Genomic DNA, 21107 nt, shown 5'->3' with positions numbered 1-21107 from the left:
ATTATTTGCTATTAGTTACAGTCGCTCAAACCCCACTCGCCTGCTTGGCAAACAACCGCATTAACGGCTTGATTTTGCTAACCGCTGACATGCCTTCATTGCGGATTTGCTGAATAGGACGGGTTTGTGCCAGCTCGCCTGCGAACAGCCAGTTCAATGCTGAGAAGCTATGCATCATCAGACTATTATGCGGACGACGCGCACGTTCATAAGTGCGTAAGGTTTGACTTGCGCCCCACATCGTGCTACCACTACGAGCAAAGTCATGCTCTAGCTGCTCATATAAAGCTTGTACGTCTAACATACCTAGATTCAGCCCTTGTCCTGCCAGCGGATGTACGCCATGCGCAGCGTCACCTATTAATACTAAATTATCAGCGACATAAGACTTGGCTTGCTGAGCGGCTAACGGAAAGCTAGCGATAGATTCAATTTGATTAATATCTCCTAGCTCATAATTGCTAGCGGCAGCGAGTTTGTCCGCGATAAAGCGTGGCGATTCGTCTAAGAGTGCTAAGGCTTGATTACGTGGCAGGGTCCACACCACCGACTGCCAATGTTGCGGATTAGCTTTATCTTCATCGGTTATATCTGCTAATGGTAATAATGCAAGCGTTCCTGTAGGCAACATCGCTTGACGCGCAGTGGCTTGATGTGGCTTAGTCGTTTGAATCGCACAGCAAATCGCCGTTTGCTTATAGTCCAGAGTATCTAGACCAATGCTTGCTTGCTTACGTACAAACGAGCCACGACCATCAGCACCGACGACTAACGCGGTCTTGATAACTTGGTCATTATCTAAGCTGACGCTATATCCTTGCTGTGCGCCAAGCCAGTCCATTGCCACGACCTTATGACCTGCAATTACTGTTAGATAATCGCTGACATCACTACCGCATAAGCGTTGGCTTAGCGCATGTTCAATGACGAGTGGCTCGACCATACTACCGAGCATTGGCGCATGATTATTATCATCATTAGGCTCACCAAATAGCAATTCGCCAATACCATTCAACTGCCAGACCTGCATTTGCGAGTAGTCTGCTTTGCGTTTTGACGCGGTTATCTTTTGCCATGCGCCCACGTCTTTTAGTAGCCCAATACTCGCTAGGCTCAAGGCATAAACCCGAGCATCACGCTGACTTAATGCTTTATTCCAAGTCGCTTCATCACGACTAGGTGCAGCATCGACTAGGGTTACTGGACTTTTGGCTTGTGCTAGTTTTAGAGCGAGTGTCGCGCCGACAATGCCGCCACCGATAATAAGAGTATGTGGGGTTTTCATAAGTTATCCTTTAAGCTTTTCTGTTTTTATTAACGTATTAAGACTTCATTACGATTTCAGCCCCATCGCATAAGTGGCAACTAATGGCTTGATATTAGGTAATTTATCAAAGGCCACTAGCGCTACATTACGCGCCAGCTTAATCGCAGGATTCGGATGAGTAAAGCCGTGTACTACTGCATCACAAAAGCGAATGACGCGTTTTTGATCGGTTTGGCGACTTTTTGCATAGCGTTTTAATAAGCTAATATCACCGATATCAGCGCCTTTCATTACTTGCGTACTCATCATTTGCGCCAGTACGTGCGCGTCACGCATACATAAATTAAAGCCTTGTCCTGCCACTGGATGTAGCGTGTGCGCCGCATTACCCATAATCACACAGCGACCATCGACTTGTGATTTGGCTAGCACACGAGTCAACGGATAAGCACCGCGACGACCTGCCGCAGTGAATTTGCCAGCACGCTCGCCAAAAGCTTGTTGCAACGTCGCCAAAAAGTGCACGTCATCTTCTAAATACTGCTGCTCCTCCCCAGTAGGACAGACCCAGACCACTGAACGTCGATGACCTTTTTGATAGTCGTCATTGCCATCACCATCAGGATCCGTCAATGGTAATACAGCTAGTGGACCTGCTGGGCTAAAGCGCTCAATCGCAATATGCTCATGTGGCATAGAAGTCTCGACTACCCCAACGATAGCCGTTTGCTGATAGTCATAAGTGCTAATGCCGATGTCTAATAGCTGACGTATATTGGAGTCGCGCCCATCACAAGCAACCAGTACACTGCCCTGCAACTGCTGCTCATCTTCACTACCATTATAGTAACTAAACGTCAGGGTGACGCTGTCGCTCTGCTGACCAATAGTGACCACTTCAGCATTATCTATAATCGTAATCAAAGGCTCGTTTTGCGCGGCTAATAATAGCTTACGTCCTAACCAAGCGTTCTCCATAACTTGCCCAAAGGATTCAACACGCTCATCTTTTTTATTTAATTGCGCCTTTCCAAAGCTACCTTGCTCACTAATCTGCACCGCATCAATACGACAAGCATGACTTTGTAGCTCACTCCATAAGCCTATCTCTTGATAAATCTGTACCGTACGCCGTGACAAAGCGGTATTGCGACTGTCCAAATAATGGCTACGGCTGCGATCATTCTCAGGACCGATCTCAGGATAGCTGTTTTTTTCCAGCAACGTACTGGCGATACCGTGATGCGCCAATAGCAAGGCAAACGATAAGCCGACATGACCGCCACCGACGATCAGTACCTGCTGATCCGTTAATTTAGCACTGTCTTCATTAGCATGATGGTTAGGTGAGGTGTCAGCCGTTATAAAATCAGAATTTTGCATCATAAGTCCTATTATAAAATGAATAAATGTCACTTATCATCGTTATATTACGATTTTGAATAGGGTTGTTGAACCACTATAAACTGGTTAATAGAGTAGCATAGATTGGCTTTTTTTCTGTGCGCTTAACGCTACTGAACAGCCTTTAGCATAGCTTGTGAGGTGCTCTGCTCTTAAGTAATATTATCATCAAGCTGAGTGGTTGCAATCTATATACAAAATGGCGTTGTTCAACACAGCTCATAGCTTGAAATTTAAATATTATCAACCATAATGAAAGTAAGATATTCATTCACCTTAACCTTATAACTTAATAATCATTTTATCTATTTAGCCTGCTTTATTAGGCAAACACCATAAGGATAATCGCTTGACTGACTCTATGAGCCGCCATGTAATCTTTGAACACCTCACCCAAGCTCATCTTAAAACCATGCTTGGCGAATATAATAACCATCTGAAATATATCCAAGATCGCCTCGATGTAAAAATAAGCCAACGTCAAAGTGACTTTTGTGTCAGTGGTGATATTACGAACATTGAGCGCGCAGAGCGTATCTTATACAAGCTGGCTGATGAGGCGCAAAACTCTAAAGACATTAGCGCTGAAGAGCTGCATCTTATTATTCAGTCTAGTATCTCACGCGATCAAGACATAGCCGATGACAAAATCGCCAACAGTGCTGCTAAAAATGCGGATAAGAATAAGAAAAAAGGCGCGGCTTTCAATGAAGAGGACTCAGATGGTACTGACGGAGAGAGCGTCGATGACTTTACACCAATTAGTTTGCGCACTCGTAAAGGTAGAATCATCCCACGCGGTGGTAATCAGCAACGCTATGTTAAAGATATCTTAACCTCGGATGTATCTTTCGGTATCGGACCTGCAGGTACAGGTAAGACTTATCTGGCGGTCGCTTGTGCGGTCGATATGATTGAGCGTAATGAGATTGAGCGTATTTTACTGGTACGTCCTGCGGTAGAAGCGGGCGAGAAATTAGGCTTTTTGCCAGGTGATTTAACCCAAAAGATCGATCCGTATTTGCGTCCACTATATGACGCACTCTACGAGATGATCGGCTTTGAAAAGGTTGCCAAGATGATTGAGCGCCAAGAGATTGAGATCGCGCCACTCGCTTATATGCGCGGGCGTACTTTAAATAACTCGTTCGTGATTTTGGATGAAGCGCAGAACACGACGCCTGAACAGATGAAGATGTTTTTGACTCGGTTGGGCTTTGGCTCGCGCGCCGTCATTACAGGCGATATCTCACAAGTTGACTTGCCACGCGGTACCAAGTCAGGTCTGGCGCAAGCGATGGAGATTCTAAAGGATATCGAAGAGATTCGCATTACTAAGTTTGACTCAAAAGATGTGGTACGCCATCAATTGGTACAGCAAATCGTTGAAGCTTACGATGTGTTCGATGAAGAGCAATTGATACTACAAGAGAAGCAAAAGCGTGAGCGTATCGCTGAGCAAGATCGCCGTGCTATTATGGCTAATGCGGCGGCTAGATTGTAGTTTTACGTTCGAGTATAGCTTTTTAAAAATAAAAACCAGACCTTTGCTAGTCTGGTTTTTATTTTACGGTCATAAATTGTATGGTCATAAAACAAAGTTACAATATCATGAGACACCTATCTATATTTTAAAGCGAATAATACGATTATGAATAACAATGTAAGCGGTAACCAAATAACCATCAGCGCTAATGAAAATATAGACAATAAATTACTCAGTGAATTTTATAGCGAAGAGGTAATACAAACCGCTTTAATAGCTACGTTAAACTATATTGATAGAAAATTTGAATTAGGTCTTGAGCTACCCTACTTTGCAGAGGTCAGTAATGAGCTGTGGCAATCTAAGCCTAAAGCATTAGACGTTTATATAACCGATGCTATTGAAGGTCGTGAAATAAATATGGAAGCACGTGGCAAAGATTATGCGACCAATATTTTGTCTTACCCAAGCGAGATGCCAGCAAGTGTTATTGAGCTGATGTCGACTATCCCTTTGGGGGAATTGATTATCTGTCATGAAGTGCTTGTACGCGAAGCCACCGAACAAAACAAGACCCTAGCGCAGCACATTACTCATCTACTCGTACATGGCATATTGCATTTGCTAGGCTTTGATCATGAGCTTGGACAAGCTGAACAGGATGAGATGGAACGCTTTGAGATTGGGATTTTAGAGGGATTAGAAATAGCTAACCCCTATTTATAATGCAGAATAATAGCTAATCTTTATCCATAGGTATTTTTTGTGATTGGTCCATATTCGTTATCATCTGATCCAAACCTTTGATATGTACGCTACGCTGCGGGAAAGGAATATCAATTTTTTCACTGTCAAATACTTCTTTGAACTGTTCGAGCAAATCACATTGCATTGACCACCAATCAGCGTTAGTCGTCCAAACATTCAGAGTCAAATCAACCGAGTTATCACCCAAGTTGGTCACTCGTACGATAGGCTCTGGGTCGTTAAAAGAAACAGGATTCTCGATAGCTAATTTTAATATCAGATCTTTGGCTGTTTTAATATTAGCATCATAGCCGACACCGATAGTGATATCGACACGTCGATTTGGGAGCGCTGTATAGTTGACAACAGCAGAAGTGGTGATATCGCTGTTTGGAATGATAACGTCGTGGTTATTGATAGTGGTTAGATGAGTATTGACCAAGGTAATCTCACCAACCGTGCCTGTATAATTACTGATTTGCACATAATCGCCTTTTACGAAAGGCTTGAAAGTGACGATCATGATGCCCGCGGCAAAGTTTGATAGTTGATCTTTTAGCGCAAGACCGATAGCCACTGCTGCGCCACCCAAGATTGCGACTACTGAGGTAGTATGCACGCCCACTTGATTGAGTGCGGCCAACGCCACTACGACCATCATCACGCCATAAATTAGGCGACTTAAAAAGTTAGCGGCGGTCACATCCAAATGACCACGCACCATGATTTTGTTAATGAAAGTAGTAGCTTTTTGTGCCAGCCAGCGCCCGACGATAAATATCGCAAGCGCAATTAGCACCTTAAATAATAAGCTCAAAGCGCTGCCTGTCAAAGTAGCGACATCTATCGTAAATCCTAAAAATTCCATAATAACTATTACTCTTAGTTTAAAATGTGTTGGGGCGTGTTTGGGCGTATTGACGCGCTGCAATTCAATAGCTAAATCTTTAAACGGTGCTATCATAACATGCAGGCTAATTAGACGGCTACAGCTGCTACTCACTTTGTACTCAGTGTTGCTAACTCTTTAGCTATCAGCAGCACTCATTTGTGAAGGATCCAACACGCCCTAAAGATTTGTCGTCTTTATTGTTAGAATATTTAGCTGATTTGCTACAATGAACTTGCATCAGTTTTGTGTCTAGCTGTTTTGTTATATAATAATTTTTCTTACTGCTTTGCAACTGTCAGCAAATCTGCCAACAATCGACTACAAGGATTAACAGCTTGATCTCTGATAACCGTGACAACCTAAATAGCACCGATAATGCAAGCTATAGCCGTGGCAAGCGTGGTAGCAAACGTAGCACTGATACTCTAAACGAATTTGATGATTTTATCGAAACGCTAGGCTATCGCCTTAGTGAATCTTTTACCAAGGGCTGGGATAGCCTTACCCAATCTCTCAAAAACCTATATGGCAAAACCACTGACAAAATCGAAGATGAAATTGCCCTGCCAGTCCCGCAAAAGTATGTTAATGATGCGCTGCAAAAGTTCGTCACCGATAATGTTAATGCTATTTTGGAGATACGAGTTGAGCTACATGAAAAGTGGTTTCGCCTGTTTTGTACGATCAATGTTGCGGGTATTTATGTCGAGGTTGCTAGTAACTTTAGGCTAGTGCATGTGCAAATAGATCGTAACGTACAGCGCTTTGTATTTGGTCAGCTCACCTTTACCGATGTGCTTAACTTGCGCTGTGAGTCCTTTGTAAAGCGTCAAGGCATCAAGCTTGCAGTTTGGTTTTATCACAAAGTGCTCAAAAAAGACCCCTTAGGCGTGATCTTAACTTATATCAATATCGCCCGTGCTAAAGAAGACATTATATATTTAGATATTCATCGCTGGCTGAAGAATAATGAAAAAATCATGAGCACCTTGCATAAAGTGCAAGTGAACTACGGTGAGGTTGAAGAAGAGCAGTTGGTATTAAAAACTCAAGTCAACTATCGTGATTTATTAGGCGGCAGTAATGGCGATAACATCATTAGCGAAAAGGACAATAACAGCAATAGTGACAGTACAGTTGACGTCATTGATGCTGATAATAAAAAACAGGCGGAGCAAGTACAAGCGGACTATTATGGCGGCGAGGCAGAGCCTGAGATGATGAAAGGTCCGATCAACCCAATTGGTGATGCGACTGAACCTAGTAAAGAAGCTTAAGCTTAATTACTAGGTAAAAAATCCACCAGTATGTAAACAATAAAAAGCCGCAATTTTTCTAAGATTAAAGACAGCTTGCGGCTTTTTGGGTCTATATTGGACTATTAACTCATCAAGCAAGCTTACCAATAATTCTCAACCGCAATATTTCCCTCTCCGCGACGATTCATCACAAAGCCTAAAGTTTTCAGGGTCTCCTTAGTATCCTCTACCATATCAGGATTGCCACAGAGCATGACATGAGCACTGTCCGTGTCCAAAGCTATACCTGCCCGCTCCTGCAAGCTATTATCCAATAAAAGCTTAGGCAAGCGCTCGGTCAAAGCGCCCTCCATCGGCTCGCGAGTCACTATCGGTACGAATATCAGCTTAGCAGGATCATCAACTAAAGCACCAAAATCTGCCTCCAGTTGCTGAATTTTATCTAAATAAGCTAGCTCTTCTATGGTACGTGCACTATAAGCCAACACGATATGCTCGTAATCTTGCCACGTTTGCAAGTCTTGCAGCATAGATAAGAATGGCGCAAGCCCTGTACCTGTGGCTAATAACCATAAATCTTTGGGTTCAGGCTTCTGATAACGCGCTAAAGTTAAAAACCCAAACGGCATTGTATTTAGTAACAGCTCATCACCAACTTGCAAATGCTGCAACTGCGAGGTAAACGCGCCATCAGGAATCACAATAGAGAAAAACTCTAGCACCTCATCGAAAGGTGATGACACAATAGAGTAAGCGCGAAAGATGTCCTCATTAATTGCTTCATCAACGGCTGACTGTTCATTATTTTTGTAATATTGCAGCTGGCTCGGGTTGACCCCTAAGCGTACAAACTGCCCTGCGGTAAATTTGAAGCTATCGGGACGGGTGACGGTGAAGCTAAATAAATTAGGTGTCCAAGTGGTCTTACTAAGCACAGTCACGCTTTGAATATTGTCACTCATAATAGTTATCACTCATAATCGGTAGTCAGTTTTGATAATTATATTCGGGTACTTGATTGCTAATCATTAGTCATGTGGTCATAAAAACTTAAATCAACTCACTTTGAAATGAAACAGTAAAAATCAAAAAGGCCAGCCTGCGCTAACCTTTGTTATTGATCGACTGTTATTGATAACAGCCTAAAATCGATTGAACTTTAAAAACTTTAACTTACCAAATACGAGCCAATGTAGACCATTCGATCATCGTACTTGGTAAGATGCCAAAGTACACAATGACCAAGGTAACCGCAATCACCATAATACCACCAGTGCGCACACCCCAATGCCCTACTACGTCAAACTCGATAAACTGTTTAGGTCGCTTAAAGAGTGTTAGCATCACTCGCAAGTAATAGAACAGTCCGATAGCACTACCGATAATAATCATCGCGGCTAAGAACCACTGTACGCCTTGTACCGCTGCAAATATTGCAAATAATTTGGTAATAAAGCCTGCGGTCAGTGGAATACCTGCTAGAGATAACATCATAATAGTCATCGAGGCTGTCAATACAGGACGACGCCAAAAAAGACCTTGATAATGAACTAACTCATCCGCCTCACCCGAAAGCCTAAACGGACTAGACATCAAGGTTACTACACCAAAAGCACCAATAGAGGTAAAGGCATAAATCGCCATATACATTGTCGAGACGCTATCAGCACCAGGGCCAATACTGACGATAATAATCAATACATAACCCATGTGAGCGATAGATGAATAGCCTAGTAAGCGCTTAAGATTGGTCTGGCGTACGGCTAATAAGTTACCTACTAAAATAGATAAGGTTGCCATCACTGTGATTAGTATTTGTACTGAGGGCAGCGCCAATAGCTGCGTATCAAGTAAAAATCGAATGGCCAAAGCCATCATGGCCACTTTGGTCACCGAAGCTAAGTAAGTCGCAACAGGTGCAGGTGCACCCTCATAGACATCAGGCGTCCAAATATGAAACGGCGCAGCTGAAAGCTTAAAGGCAATACCGAACATCATCAAGGCTGTGCCCAATACCAGTAGCGGTGACTGATACATAGTCGCCAGCTGCAAGCTAATAGATTTAAAGCTCAGTGAGCCCACTTGCGCGTAGATAAAGGCCATACCCATAAGCAGAGTCGCTGAGGCGGCAGCTGATAGCACCAAATATTTCAGACCTGACTCAAGCGATTTGCTACGTAAAAAGGTATAGGACAACATACCGTATAAGGGTACAGATAATAGCTCTAAGCTCACGAAGAAGGAGGCCATGTGTTGCGCGCAAACCATTAAGAGCGCACCAACTGTTGATAATAGCATGAGCAAATATAGCTCATCTTTATTGTCGCTATAACTGACCATATAAGCATAAGAGAGCGTACAACAGGCCAGCGCACAGATAAAGATAATGAGCATATTGAACTGCGCAAAACCATCGACTGCAAATAGCTGACCGGCCTCTAACAATACAGGTGCACTTTCTATATAGCCTGTCATCTGACCGATCAAGATAAACAGACCGATATTGAGACCAACTACTGTGATCGTGCCCGTGATAAAGTGCGAGCGCTTAATAGCAATGGCAATCATTACTATCAGCACGGTAATCGATACGGCAATTACTGGTGCATAAGGCATCAGCCCCATCAAATCATTCATCATAGACTCATTCATGACTTAACGTGCCTCCATTGCATCAAGCAGTTGTGACGCATCGACTTGAGTGATTTCACTATAAATATAAGCATTATTGATCCACTGCATCGCATGGCTTGAAGTATCTAATATTGGCTGTGGGTAAAGCCCAAGCCATACTAAACCTACTGCCAACACCAGCAATAATGATATCTCGCGCCGTCCTAAATCTTTTAGGCGCCGTTCAGGTAGACCATGATCTTTGGTTTCACGTCTTGCAACTTCTTTGGTAGTATTAGCCCCAAATAGCGCTCGATACACTAGTAGTAATGAATACAAGCCTGCTAATACTAAGCTGAATGTCGCAAATACTACAAACACAGGATACTGAGCAAATGAGCCAAATAAGATCATAAACTCACCAATAAAGTTACCTGTACCAGGGATACCTAATAGCGCAGCACAAAAGAACATCAATAGCGGCGCATAGTAGCGAAACTGCCCCCACATACCACCCATCACAGTGATATCGCGCGTATGCAAGCGCTCGTAGAGCTGACCTGCCATAATAAATAGCGCCGCTGAGCTAAGACCATGTGCGAGCATCTGTACCATCAAGCCTTGTAAGCTAAGCAGCGTTCCTGCATAGATAGCTAAGACGATAAAGCCCATGTGCGAGATACTAGTATAAGCGAGCAGGCGCTTCATATCGGTCTGCATAAAGGCCAGCCACGCGCCATAAAAGATGCCGATAGTACCTAAAGTCATAGCGATTGGGGCAAACTCTTGCGAGGCTGCTGGGAATAACGGCAGTACAAAACGAATCAAACCATAAGCCGCCGTCTTAATCAGTACCCCTGCCAAGTCAACTGAACCTGCTGTTGGCGCTTGCGCATGCGCATCAGGTAACCATCCATGAAACGGGATAATCGGTAGCTTAACCGCAAAGCCAATAAAGAAGCACAGCATAATCGGATATTCCCAGCCACCCATAGAGGTGCCGAGTAAATCATTATAATTAAAGCTATAGCGGCCTGTTTGCGCTTGACTGAACAGCACCAGTAATAAAATACCGATAAGCATGATCAGCCCTGAGAGCTGAGTATAAATAAAGAACTTAGTCGCGGCGTACTCTTTGGTTTTGCCACCGACCACATCATGACCCCAAATAGCAATCAAGAAGTAGATAGGAACCAGCATCATCTCCCAAAAGAAGAAGAACAAGAACATATCAATGGCCATGAAAACGCCAATGACCCCACCTAAACTCCATAACAAGTTTAAGTGAAAAAAGCCGACTCGGCGTTGGATCTCATTCCAAGAACAAGCAACCGCTGCCACACCCAAAAGACCAGTCAATGCGACCATTAGCAACGACATACCGTCCATCGCTAGATGAAAGCTGATACCTAGTCTCGGTATCCACGGCACACTAAATTCTGCAAACCAAGGGGCACTCGCTTGTGGATCAAGAACGCGATCACTCATACCATTGAAGTTGCCATACTGCCATAGCACTAAAGACAACCCAAAGGTCAGTATCATACCAATCAGAGCGATCCAGCGCGGCAAGCGCTTATTATGACGCTCAACCAACCAGCATAATAACCCTGCTATAAATGGAATGGCAATCAGTGCAGGTAGCATCCACGTTTGTTGTAACTCTATCATCTTATACCACCGTCATCATTACCAGTACCAAGAGTACTGCCATTCCCAAGCCAAAGCTTGTAGCATAGCCTCGAAGTGACCCTGTTTGCGTTTGTGATAATATTTTATTACCTGCTGATGCCAGCGCTGGTAATATCAACCAAGTCTTATCAACGGGATCAGTTTTGAACAAGCGACCAATCAATAAAAAGGGTTTTACAAACACCAAATCATACAACGCATCAAAACCCATACCGTGGTAGCACCAATAGTATAAGGCTCCACCAATACTGGAGCGCTTGAAGCTAGCCAATAGGCGACCTTTGTTAACCACATATAGCAAGGCAGCTACTACCAAACCTGCTGCTAGTGCACCCATCGCAATGTACTCAGCAGTGTGTTTGCCATGCGCATTGCCTGCAACTTCTAATAAGTGCCCAACGCTCTCGGGTAAGACACCTTGTAACGGTGGTACAATCAACGCACCTACAGCAGTGGATAGCACTAATAACACACTTAACGGCAACCAATAAGAGACACCAGATAGCTTATGTGCTGGAGTTTTCTCTTCGCCAAAGAACACAATCCAAATCATACGGAAAGTATAAATCGCCGTTAAGAAAGCACCGAATACGCCCATATAGAATAGGACTTGATGACCCGTGGCGTAAGCTTCCCATAGGATTGCTTCTTTTGAATAAAAACCAACGGTCACCCAAGGTATCGCGGCTAGTGCACCGCCACCGATAATATAACACCAAAACACTAAAGGTATTTTCTTACGCAAACCGCCCATTTTAAATATGTTTTGCTCATGATGGACTGCGAGTATCACTGCGCCTGATGACAAGAATAACAATGCTTTAAAAAAGGCGTGGGTCATCAGATGGAAGATAGCCCCTTGCCAAGCACCAACGCCAAGCGCTAAGAACATATAACCGATCTGACTCATCGTCGAGTAAGCAAGGATACGCTTGATATCGGTTTGTGCCAGCGCACAAAATCCTGCAACCACTAGCGTTAGCGCACCAACGCCACCAACCCAATACAATAAGATACCTGGCGTCAGCTCAAATAGAGGATGCATACGAGCGATCAAATAAACGCCCGCAGTGACCATAGTCGCAGCATGAATCAGTGCCGATACTGGCGTCGGACCTGCCATCGCATCAGCGAGCCAAGTGTGTAGTGGCAACTGGGCTGATTTACCCATAGCACCACCAACCAGCATCATCGTCGTCAAAATCATAATTGGATCATTGACGCTGAACATCTCAGGCGCACGCGTGATAATCTCTTGAATATTAAGCGTACCAAATTCGCGGTACAACAAGAACAAACCAAAAGCTAAAAACACATCACCAACACGAGTTACCGTAAAGGCTTTCATCGCTGCGCGACCATTGGCGCGATCTTCAAAATAAAAGCCAATCAGCAAATAGGAGCAAATACCAACGCCTTCCCAGCCTAAATATAACAGCAGCAAATCATCTGCCAATACTAATAGCAACATACTGGCGACAAATAGATTCATATAGCTAAAAAAGCGTGCAAAGCCTGTATCACCTTTCATGTACCAAGCAGCAAACAGATGAATCAAAAAGCCGACACCTGTGATAACGCCAAGCATAGTTAAGGCTAAGCCATCGAAGCTAAGTCCAAACGTCGGCGCAAAGTCACCGACTTGCATCCAAGTCCATAAAGGGACAGTTACTACGGTACCCGCAGGATAAGTGCTCAAAAAAGTAAAGCTGGCAACTAGCGTACAAAGAGCGGATAGCGCCATGCTACCAACCCCTACTAAGCCGGCCACTTGTTCTGTTAACTTGTCACGCATAAAGGCCAAAATTAAAAAGCCTATCAGCGGAAAGATAAAGGTTAAGGGTAATAAACTCATGATTATCCCCTCATCTCATTGGCGCTATCGACATCGAGATGCCCGCGTCTATGGTAAAATTGCAGTAATAATGCCAGACCAATAGAGACCTCAGCCGCTGCTAAAGTCAAGATGAAGATAAACATAATTTGTCCATCTGGATCAACCCAGCGACTACCCGCTATCACAAAAGCTAGAGCGGCCGCGTTCATCATAATCTCAAGGCTCATTAGCATAAATAAGAAGTTACGTCTGACCATTACCCCACAAAGACCAATAGCAAATAAGATACCTGCTAATATTAGTCCGTGACTCATAGGAATCACGCCTAATACGTTTTGTACCTGAGCGGCAGGCTCTATTAAGCCTACTACCTCATGGGCAAACGGTACAGTTGCCACCTCTGCGGCTACGCTTGCTGCTTGCAGCATTAGTCTGACTCCTTACGCGAGATAGGCTTGTTTTGTGACCTATCTGCTAAATTATCTGTCGCTCTGCCGACTGACTTGTCCACCGACTTACCTACATAATCATATGGGTCAACGTCTTTATACTCATAAGGCTTAGCCATCTCAACGCCGTCAATCGTATCACCAGCAGTATTGTGATCATATATCTCAATACTGCCAACGCTTGGCTGAAAACTCAAACTATCATTACCGACGATCTCATCATCGATAGACTCTTTGCCCAGATGATAAGCGGCAACTAGAGCTGCTAGTAGTAATAATGCGGCAATCTCCACTAGCAAAACGTACTTGCTAAACAGTACAGTACCGACTACCTTGGCAGGAACACTTACCCCACCAATCATCGGAGTATTTACGGTATCTGCACTGTCAAACCCGACCATAGCAAACATGATGACCGCAATAATAACCGTCAAGCCTGTCGGTATTGCCCAAGTTTTAGCATCTAGCCAACGCTCTTCGCGAGCATCATTCGCCATACCTAAATTGAGCATCATAATGACAAAGACAAAAAGAATTAGAATTGCCCCAGCATAAACGACAATCTCAAGCGCTCCTGCAAATGAGGCACCGATGATGAAAAAGATACCCGCGATAGCCAGTAAAGTAACTATCATTGATAAAATAGCATGGACGGGATTGGCAAGGATAATGACGCGTAAACTGGCAAATATAGCCACTGCACTCAAAGCATAAAACCCGACTAGCTCAGGGTTGTTCATAAAACTCATCATGGCAGCAAGCTCCTTAGATCAATAGGTGCGGCCTCATTTTGTGCGGCACCTTTTGGTTTGTCTGCCAATGCCATACCAGATACTCGATAGTAGTTATAATCAGGATATTTACCTGGGCCTGATATTAGTAGATGCTCTTTTTCATAGACCAGATCTTGACGCACGTACTCACCCATCTCAAAGTCTGGGGTCATCTGAATAGCAGTCGTTGGACACGCCTCTTCGCACAAGCCACAAAATATACAGCGTGAGAAGTTAATCCGAAAAAACTCAGGATACCAGCGTCCATCTTCACGCTCCGCTTTTTGTAGGGAGATACAGCCTACAGGACAGGCAACGGCACATAGATTACAAGCCACACAGCGCTCATCACCATCAGGATCACGAGACAAAATAATTCGCCCGCGAAATCTTGGTGGTACAGGCACAGGAACTTCTGGATAAAGAATAGTATCGCGCGGTCTGATGGCATGGCTATTGACCATCCACATACTACGAATAATAGTATAGAACCCAACAACGATCTTTTTTATACTAGTGAACATGAGTTTATTATCCTTATTAGCGCAATCCTGCTAATTATTACACTATCGGTGTTGGAAAGAAGATTAATATAACCGCGGCCGTAATTAATAAATTAATTAACGTTATCGGCAAGCAAACTTTCCAACCAAAATTCATCACTTGATCATAACGCGGACGCATCAAGGAGCCACGCGCCAAAATAAACAACGTCATAAAAAATAGCGTTTTAATCATAAACCAAAATACAGGAGGCACAAACGGAATATCTAAATTGAACGGTGGCAGCCAGCCGCCAAAGAACAGACAAGTCATCAACGCTGATATCAGTACTACGTTGACATATTCACCGATAAAGAACATGCCAAACTTCATGCCAGAGTATTCAACATGATAGCCCTCGGCAAGCTCTTGCTCCGCTTCTGGCTGATCAAAGGGATGTCTGTGAGTGACTGCCACCCCAGCAACGACAAAGGTTAAAAAACCAAAGAATTGCGGAATAATGTACCAGCCGTCAATTTGCGATTCGACAATGACTCGCAAGTTGAATGAGCCTGATAAAGCAACCACACCCATCAAAGATAAGCCCAAAAATACTTCATAGCTAATCGTTTGCGCCGCTGAACGTAGTCCACCCAATAAAGAAAACTTATTCGCAGAAGCCCAACCGCCAAACATCACCGCATAGACTGCCAGTCCCGCCATAGCAAAGAAGAACAGAATCCCAATATCCCAATCTGCAACACCAAGCGTAGGTGAAATCGGAATAATGGCAAATGAGGCCAGCGCGGTAAACATCGCGACCGCAGGTGCCAATGTAAACATAAACTTATCAGTAAAGTTTGGCGTCCAATCCTCTTTGAAGAAGATTTTGAGCATATCTGCAACCAATTGTAGTGAGCCAAAAGGCCCTACTCGATTGGGGCCATAACGATCCTGCCAAAGCGCTAGCATACGGCGCTCATAAACAATCATCATTGCAGCGACAATAACGACTACTAGAAAGATAACCAGTGATTGCACAACTAGGAATAGTATCGACCAGCTATCAAAGCTCATTGTGCCGGCCAAAAAGCTTGGCACATCAGGGATAATACGAGTAAACGACATATTACACTTCCTGTATGCTAGTTGAAGCGGCAGAATCTATCGCATCTGTCGTCATTTCATCTATTATATCTGCCACTGGTACAGGCGCAGCTACTCGGCGCACTGAAGCTGGCATTGAGGGATGAATAATAGCAACTTGACCGACAGGATAACCTATACAGCCTTCTGCCAAATAAGGCACTACTTGTATAGGGAGTACTATCTGATGATTATCAACAGTAATCTCTAGATAATCACCTGTAGCCATATTCCAGTTGCTAGCATCATCAGTACCGATGCGCCAAGTCGCCACAGGTAATTGCTCAGCGACGATAGGACTTCTTGATGCCATCATAGAGCTGGCATAAATATTATAGATAGGTACAAGCTTGGCTTGGCCTTGGTCTATATCCGTCGTAGATATAGTGCTCACTTCTGGCGCTACATATTGACGAGTCGCCAGACGCTCTGACTGATCAAACAGACGGATACCTGGGTCACCGTTCTTCAGGCTACCACCGACTTTGTCTTGATACTTATTCCAAGCTTGTGGTGAGTTCCAGCCAGCAGCACTGGCGAACGGAATCATCGAGCTTGGCGTTTGTGTGCCACTATAACCTTCCATAGAGAAAGTCAAAGCGGTATCCCAATCTTTGGGCTGCATAGGCTCATGCACTGATATCGGTGAGCGCATAGCGGTACGGCCTGAATAGCGGCGCGGTTCACGGGCAATTTTAAGCCCTGTAATCCGATAATCAGCATCAGGAGCGGCGTCTTTTATACCCGCAAGTTTTGGATGAGTCGCGATCAATGCGCTAATCACATCATCGAGTTGCAGCCAATCGATAGATCTATCCATCAGGCTGCTATGCACTGCATGCAGCCAGCGCCAGCCTTCTTTTATATTACTGGTCGGATGATAGTAGTTATTATCATAGACCTGAAAGAATCGCTGGGCACGGCCCTCGCTTGAGACCAAAGTTCCATCAGCCTCAGCAAAGCTAGCCGCCGGCAGTACAATATCGACATCTTTGTGCCAGTCTAATAGCTGATGATCAAGCGCGATTACCGTTTTATCACTTAATAGCTGACTTAATTTTTGCGCATCGATAGCGTCAGTAAGTTGGTTCTCAGCGACTACGACTACTTCAAAGTCGGTTGCCAATAGCTCTTCAACCGAATGACCGCCGAGCATACAAACACCCATACTATTAGCATCAGTAACCGTTAAATAAATACTCGCTTGCGCACTGTAGTCAGCATTTTCTTCTTTAATCTCTAAGCTATCAGCAGGCGCACGCTCAATATCATCTTGCGCATCTTTATTAGTACCAGTTTCAGGCTTAGCAGGTTTGGCTGCTAGTTCTTTATCCTCAGTAGGCTGAGCCGTCTTTGCTTGATCTTCAGCCGCGCGAACATTATCACCACGAATATGGGCATTATGCGCTTCTACTTGACCATGCTCAGTCGCTTTGATCGCCGCACGTTTTTGGGTGAGTACCTGAGTAATTTGCGCTGCCGCTTCAATCATAGCGATAGAGGACAGGCTAGTACCTGAGACGATAAGCGGCTTATCTGCTTGAATTAAATCATAAGCAATTTGCTGCGCCAGAGCTTGCATAGGATCTGCTTGCTGCGCGTTTTGCTCATTCGACAGCTTTTGAGGAGCTTTAATTTGAGTTAGATCATCTGCTAAATTAGCAATTTCATCAGCGACCTTAAATCCTAGCGCTGTAATGTCTTCAGGGGTTGCCACGATACTGACTTTACTGACATCATCGAGTTTAGTCTGACTCACATCAAGGATATAAATTGGACTTAATGCACCTTGACCGATACGCTGGACAGGTTCAGCTAACCAAGCTTGAGTTTTGGCAGCAGCGGCCATTTTGATCGCTTCGTTTTTGGCGGCTTGACGAATAGATAATGCCACTCTAGAGGATGTCTGAGTGATATCTTCGCCTAAAATCAGCACCGCATCATGACTCTCAATATCGGTCATGCCAGGGTTGTAGATACCCTCAGTGCTCAATACCTCAATGCATTTATTGACTAGCGCCTGCTGCTGATGATTGAGACCGGTTGAGAAGTTATCAAAACCTACTAGGCTTTTGAGGGCAAAGTTAGTCTCAAGACTGGCGCGTGGTGAGCCAATACCGATGACCTTTTTACCTTGCAAACGATCGATAGTTTCATCAAGCGCATAATTGAGACTGATTTTGACATGCTTGTCATTAATACGCTCAAGCGCTTGGGTAGGACGATCACTACGATTGACATAACCGTAGCCAAAGCGACCACGATCACATAAGAAGTAGCGATTTACCTCGCCATTATAGCGGTTTTCAATACGACGCAACTCGCCATAGCGCTCACCTGGTGAGATATTGCAACCGGCTGAACAGCCATGACAGATACTTGGCGCGTACTGCATATCCCATTTACGGTTGTAACGCTCTGAGTGAGTCTTATCCGTAAATACGCCCGTTGGGCACACTTCGGTTAAATTACCTGAGAATTCGCTCTCAAATTGGCCGTCTTCATCACGTCCGAAGTAGACTCGATTATTAGAGCCATAAACGCCTAAATCCTCACCGCCTGCATAGTCTTTATAAAAGCGTACACAACGATAGCAAGCGATACAGCGATTCATCTCATGGGCAATAAAAGGACCAAGCTCTTGGTTATGATGAGTGCGCTTGGTGAAGCGATAACGACGATGATTGTGACCGGACATATAAGTCATATCTTGCAAGTGACAGTGTCCACCCTCTTCACATGTTGGACAATCATGCGGATGGTTGGTCATCAGTAGCTCAATCATTGAAGCACGAAACGCTTTTGCCTCGTCATCAGTGACTGAGATGTACATATCATTGCTTGGCGCGACCATACACGACATTACAAGGCGACCGCGACCTGCTTCCATATCTTCTTTAGATTGGTATTGCTTCACCGCGCATTGACGGCAAGAGCCTACTGAGCCAAGCGCTGGATGATAACAAAAATAAGGTACGTCAATGCCGAGCGATAGACAGGCTTGTAGCAAGTTATCGCCACCATCTACCTCAACGGTCGTTCCATCAATATGTATGACTGCCATGGCGCTCTCCTTATTTTGCGACTAGCTGTTGATGGTCTGCAGCTTCGATGACATCACTACCAACCGACTGCGTAATCTTACGATCAAACTCAGGACGGAAGTATTTAAGCGCACTCATTAGTGGCTCCATAGCACCCGGAGCGTGAGCACAAAAAGTCTTACCAAGCCATAAGTCGCGTGTTAAGCCCTCTAGCTTTTCGACATCACCCAACTGCCCTTCGCCATCATTGATAGCTGTTAGCAACTTGACTCCCCAAGGCAGTCCATCACGGCATGGCGTACAAAATCCGCAAGACTCACGCTGAAAGAATATCTCTAAATTGCGTAGTAGTGGCACCATATCTTGCTGTTCATCGACTACCATAATCAGCCCTGTGCCCATACGGCTACCAGCGGCTTGAATCGTATCAAAATCAACAACAGTATCTAGATGATCAGCGGTCAAAAAGTCAGTAGATGCACCGCCTGGTAACCAAGCCTTAAGCGTACGACCTTCCTGCATACCACCAGCGAAATCTTCTATAATCTCGCGCGCGGTATAGCCAAAAGGTAATTCCCATAGACCTGGGTCATTCACCAGTCCTGAACAGCCAAATAGCTTAGTGCCTGGCGTTTCAACTACGCCTTTGGCTTTTGGCAAATCCTGATACCACTCGCTACCATGTAAGATAATCGCAGAGACGTTATGTAAGGTTTCAACGTTATTGACGATCGTTGGACGACCCCATGCCCCAGCGACTTGCGGGAATGGCGGCTTAGTACGTGGATTAGCGCGGCGACCTTCTAAAGCATTGAGTAATGCCGTTTCTTCACCGCAGATATAGCGACCTGCCCCTGTGTGCACATGCAAATCAAAGCTAAAGTCTGAGCCTAAAATATTATCACCGATTAAATTATTAGCACGCATCTCATCGAGGGCCGCGTTTAAGCGCTCGGCTGCCAGTATATATTCACCGCGAATAAAGATATATCCTACGTTTGCTTCAATGGCATAAGCGGATATCAACATGCCTTCAATCAATTGAAATGGCAGGCGCTCCATAAGCAGGCGATCTTTAAAGGTTCCAGGCTCCATCTCATCAGCATTACAAACTAGATAGCGCGGCCCACCATCAGGTGGTGCCATCAACGACCACTTGATACCTGCAGGGAAACCTGCCCCGCCACGACCTTTGACCACCGCATCTTTGATGGTTTTCATAGTAGTATCAGCGGATTGATTAAGCGCTATTTTTAACGCCTCAAAACCGCGTAATGACTCATAGGTCGCAAGATCAAGCACGGCATCATGATGCGCTAAACGCCACGTTAATGGTTTAGTCTCGCTAGTAGCCGTCGCTTTATCACCATAGACAGGGATGCGCTGCTCGTTTAGTTGGCTAGGTGCCAAGCCTCGTTGGCGTTGAGCGATTTGCTCTGCAACAGTTAAACTCATGCGTATAGCTCCAATAGTTGCGCGACCTCTTCAGGCTGCACAGGGCCATAAGTATCTTCATCGATCAAAACAGCTGGACCTTTGTCACAGTTACCTAGGCAGCAAATCGGCAAAATAGTAAAGCGACCATCAGTGGTAGTCTGACCGTATTCAATGCCTAATTCTGTTCTAAAAGCAGTCGACAACGCTTCATAACCTGTCAAATAACAGGCTACAGAATCACAAATAAGGATCACATGACGACCGACAGGTTGACGATAAATACGATTAAAAAATGTTGCCACACCATCGATATCAGTCACGGGGATATCTAGCAGGTTCGCGATAGCATTAACTTGAGCATCATCGATCCAGCCATTACGCTTTTGGACGATCTTTAACGCATCTAAGGAGGCGGCACGAGCATGAGGATAATGATGCATAAACTCATGAATAGCAGTAATCTCAGTCGCTGTCAAAATACTAGCTACATCGACCTTTGGCGCTTTATCAGTAACAATTTTCATAACTTATTTATATCCTTGACGCCTCATGCGACTCGCAGTATTCACAACCAGTAT

Annotated in this window: 17 protein-coding genes; 3 read left to right on the top strand and 14 right to left on the bottom strand. The window is 44.5% G+C overall.

The features are described from left to right. Positions 1–25: 25 nt before the first annotated feature. Together ACR63T_RS03625 and ACR63T_RS03620 are read right to left on the bottom strand one after the other, a co-directional pair. Positions 26–1285, bottom strand: coding sequence for an FAD-dependent monooxygenase (locus ACR63T_RS03625; RefSeq protein ID WP_472784787.1), 1260 nt, complete (start codon positions 1283–1285; stop codon positions 26–28). Positions 1286–1333: 48 nt separating this feature from the next. Next, positions 1334–2653 (bottom strand): FAD-dependent monooxygenase, encoded by a 1320-nt coding sequence (locus tag ACR63T_RS03620; RefSeq protein WP_472784786.1) that lies wholly within the window; start codon positions 2651–2653, stop codon positions 1334–1336. A gap of 379 nt (positions 2654–3032) precedes the next feature. Here ACR63T_RS03620 and ACR63T_RS03615 point away from each other — a divergent pair, with 379 nt between their 5' ends. Beyond that, the gene (locus ACR63T_RS03615) at positions 3033–4175 is read left to right on the top strand and encodes a PhoH family protein (protein ID WP_472785223.1); all 1143 of its coding nucleotides are present in this window, start codon (positions 3033–3035) and stop codon (positions 4173–4175) included. A gap of 147 nt (positions 4176–4322) precedes the next feature. Next, the gene (ybeY, locus tag ACR63T_RS03610; RefSeq protein WP_472784785.1) at positions 4323–4883 is read left to right on the top strand and encodes an rRNA maturation RNase YbeY; all 561 of its coding nucleotides are present in this window, start codon (positions 4323–4325) and stop codon (positions 4881–4883) included. 13 nt (positions 4884–4896) lie between these two features. Here the strand turns inward: ybeY and ACR63T_RS03605 are convergent, their stop codons facing one another. Next, on the bottom strand, positions 4897–5868 hold the full coding sequence (locus ACR63T_RS03605; RefSeq protein WP_472784784.1) for a mechanosensitive ion channel family protein: 972 nt from the start codon (positions 5866–5868) through the stop codon (positions 4897–4899). 263 nt (positions 5869–6131) lie between these two features. Here ACR63T_RS03605 and ACR63T_RS03600 point away from each other — a divergent pair, with 263 nt between their 5' ends. After that, on the top strand, positions 6132–7073 hold the full coding sequence (locus ACR63T_RS03600) for a hypothetical protein (RefSeq protein WP_472784783.1): 942 nt from the start codon (positions 6132–6134) through the stop codon (positions 7071–7073). Between the two features lie 122 nt (positions 7074–7195). On the opposite strand, the gene ACR63T_RS03595 is transcribed toward ACR63T_RS03600, so the two are convergent. From ACR63T_RS03595 to nuoE, 11 genes are all read right to left on the bottom strand, one after another. Continuing rightward, positions 7196–8017 (bottom strand): ferredoxin--NADP reductase, encoded by an 822-nt coding sequence (locus ACR63T_RS03595; RefSeq protein WP_472784782.1) that lies wholly within the window; start codon positions 8015–8017, stop codon positions 7196–7198. A gap of 211 nt (positions 8018–8228) precedes the next feature. Further along, entirely contained in the window at positions 8229–9707 is a 1479-nt protein-coding gene (locus ACR63T_RS03590) for an NADH-quinone oxidoreductase subunit N (RefSeq protein WP_201572386.1), read from the bottom strand. 3 nt (positions 9708–9710) lie between these two features. Further along, a complete protein-coding gene (gene nuoM / locus ACR63T_RS03585) occupies positions 9711–11339 on the bottom strand; it encodes an NADH-quinone oxidoreductase subunit M (protein WP_305899723.1) in 1629 nt (542 codons plus the stop codon). A gap of 1 nt (position 11340) precedes the next feature. Next, on the bottom strand, positions 11341–13215 hold the full coding sequence (gene nuoL / locus ACR63T_RS03580; protein ID WP_472784781.1) for an NADH-quinone oxidoreductase subunit L: 1875 nt from the start codon (positions 13213–13215) through the stop codon (positions 11341–11343). A gap of 2 nt (positions 13216–13217) precedes the next feature. Continuing rightward, a complete protein-coding gene (gene nuoK / locus ACR63T_RS03575; RefSeq protein WP_201573727.1) occupies positions 13218–13511 on the bottom strand; it encodes an NADH-quinone oxidoreductase subunit NuoK in 294 nt (97 codons plus the stop codon). 113 nt (positions 13512–13624) lie between these two features. Beyond that, complete coding sequence (gene nuoJ / locus ACR63T_RS03570; RefSeq protein ID WP_472784780.1) at positions 13625–14398, bottom strand: NADH-quinone oxidoreductase subunit J; 774 nt, start codon at positions 14396–14398, stop codon at positions 13625–13627. Then, positions 14395–14943 carry an NADH-quinone oxidoreductase subunit NuoI gene (gene nuoI, locus ACR63T_RS03565; RefSeq protein WP_305899720.1) on the bottom strand — a complete coding sequence of 183 codons (549 nt, stop codon included), beginning with the start codon at positions 14941–14943 and terminating at the stop codon, positions 14395–14397. The genes nuoJ and nuoI overlap by 4 nt, the downstream gene beginning before the upstream one ends. A 37-nt stretch (positions 14944–14980) precedes the next feature. Further along, positions 14981–15979 (bottom strand): NADH-quinone oxidoreductase subunit NuoH, encoded by a 999-nt coding sequence (gene nuoH / locus ACR63T_RS03560; protein ID WP_371747923.1) that lies wholly within the window; start codon positions 15977–15979, stop codon positions 14981–14983. Positions 15980–16031: 52 nt separating this feature from the next. Continuing rightward, complete coding sequence (gene nuoG, locus ACR63T_RS03555) at positions 16032–19112, bottom strand: NADH-quinone oxidoreductase subunit NuoG (protein ID WP_472784779.1); 3081 nt, start codon at positions 19110–19112, stop codon at positions 16032–16034. Positions 19113–19122: 10 nt separating this feature from the next. Continuing rightward, positions 19123–20547 (bottom strand): NADH-quinone oxidoreductase subunit NuoF, encoded by a 1425-nt coding sequence (gene nuoF / locus ACR63T_RS03550; RefSeq protein ID WP_472784778.1) that lies wholly within the window; start codon positions 20545–20547, stop codon positions 19123–19125. Then, on the bottom strand, positions 20544–21053 hold the full coding sequence (nuoE, locus tag ACR63T_RS03545; protein WP_201572355.1) for an NADH-quinone oxidoreductase subunit NuoE: 510 nt from the start codon (positions 21051–21053) through the stop codon (positions 20544–20546). The genes nuoF and nuoE overlap by 4 nt, the downstream gene beginning before the upstream one ends. Positions 21054–21107: the final 54 nt, after the last annotated feature.

The organism is Psychrobacter sp. M17(2026), from assembly GCF_055699815.1.
Note: the sequence above shows the minus strand (reverse complement) of the source record. Positions and strands in the feature narration are given on the sequence as shown.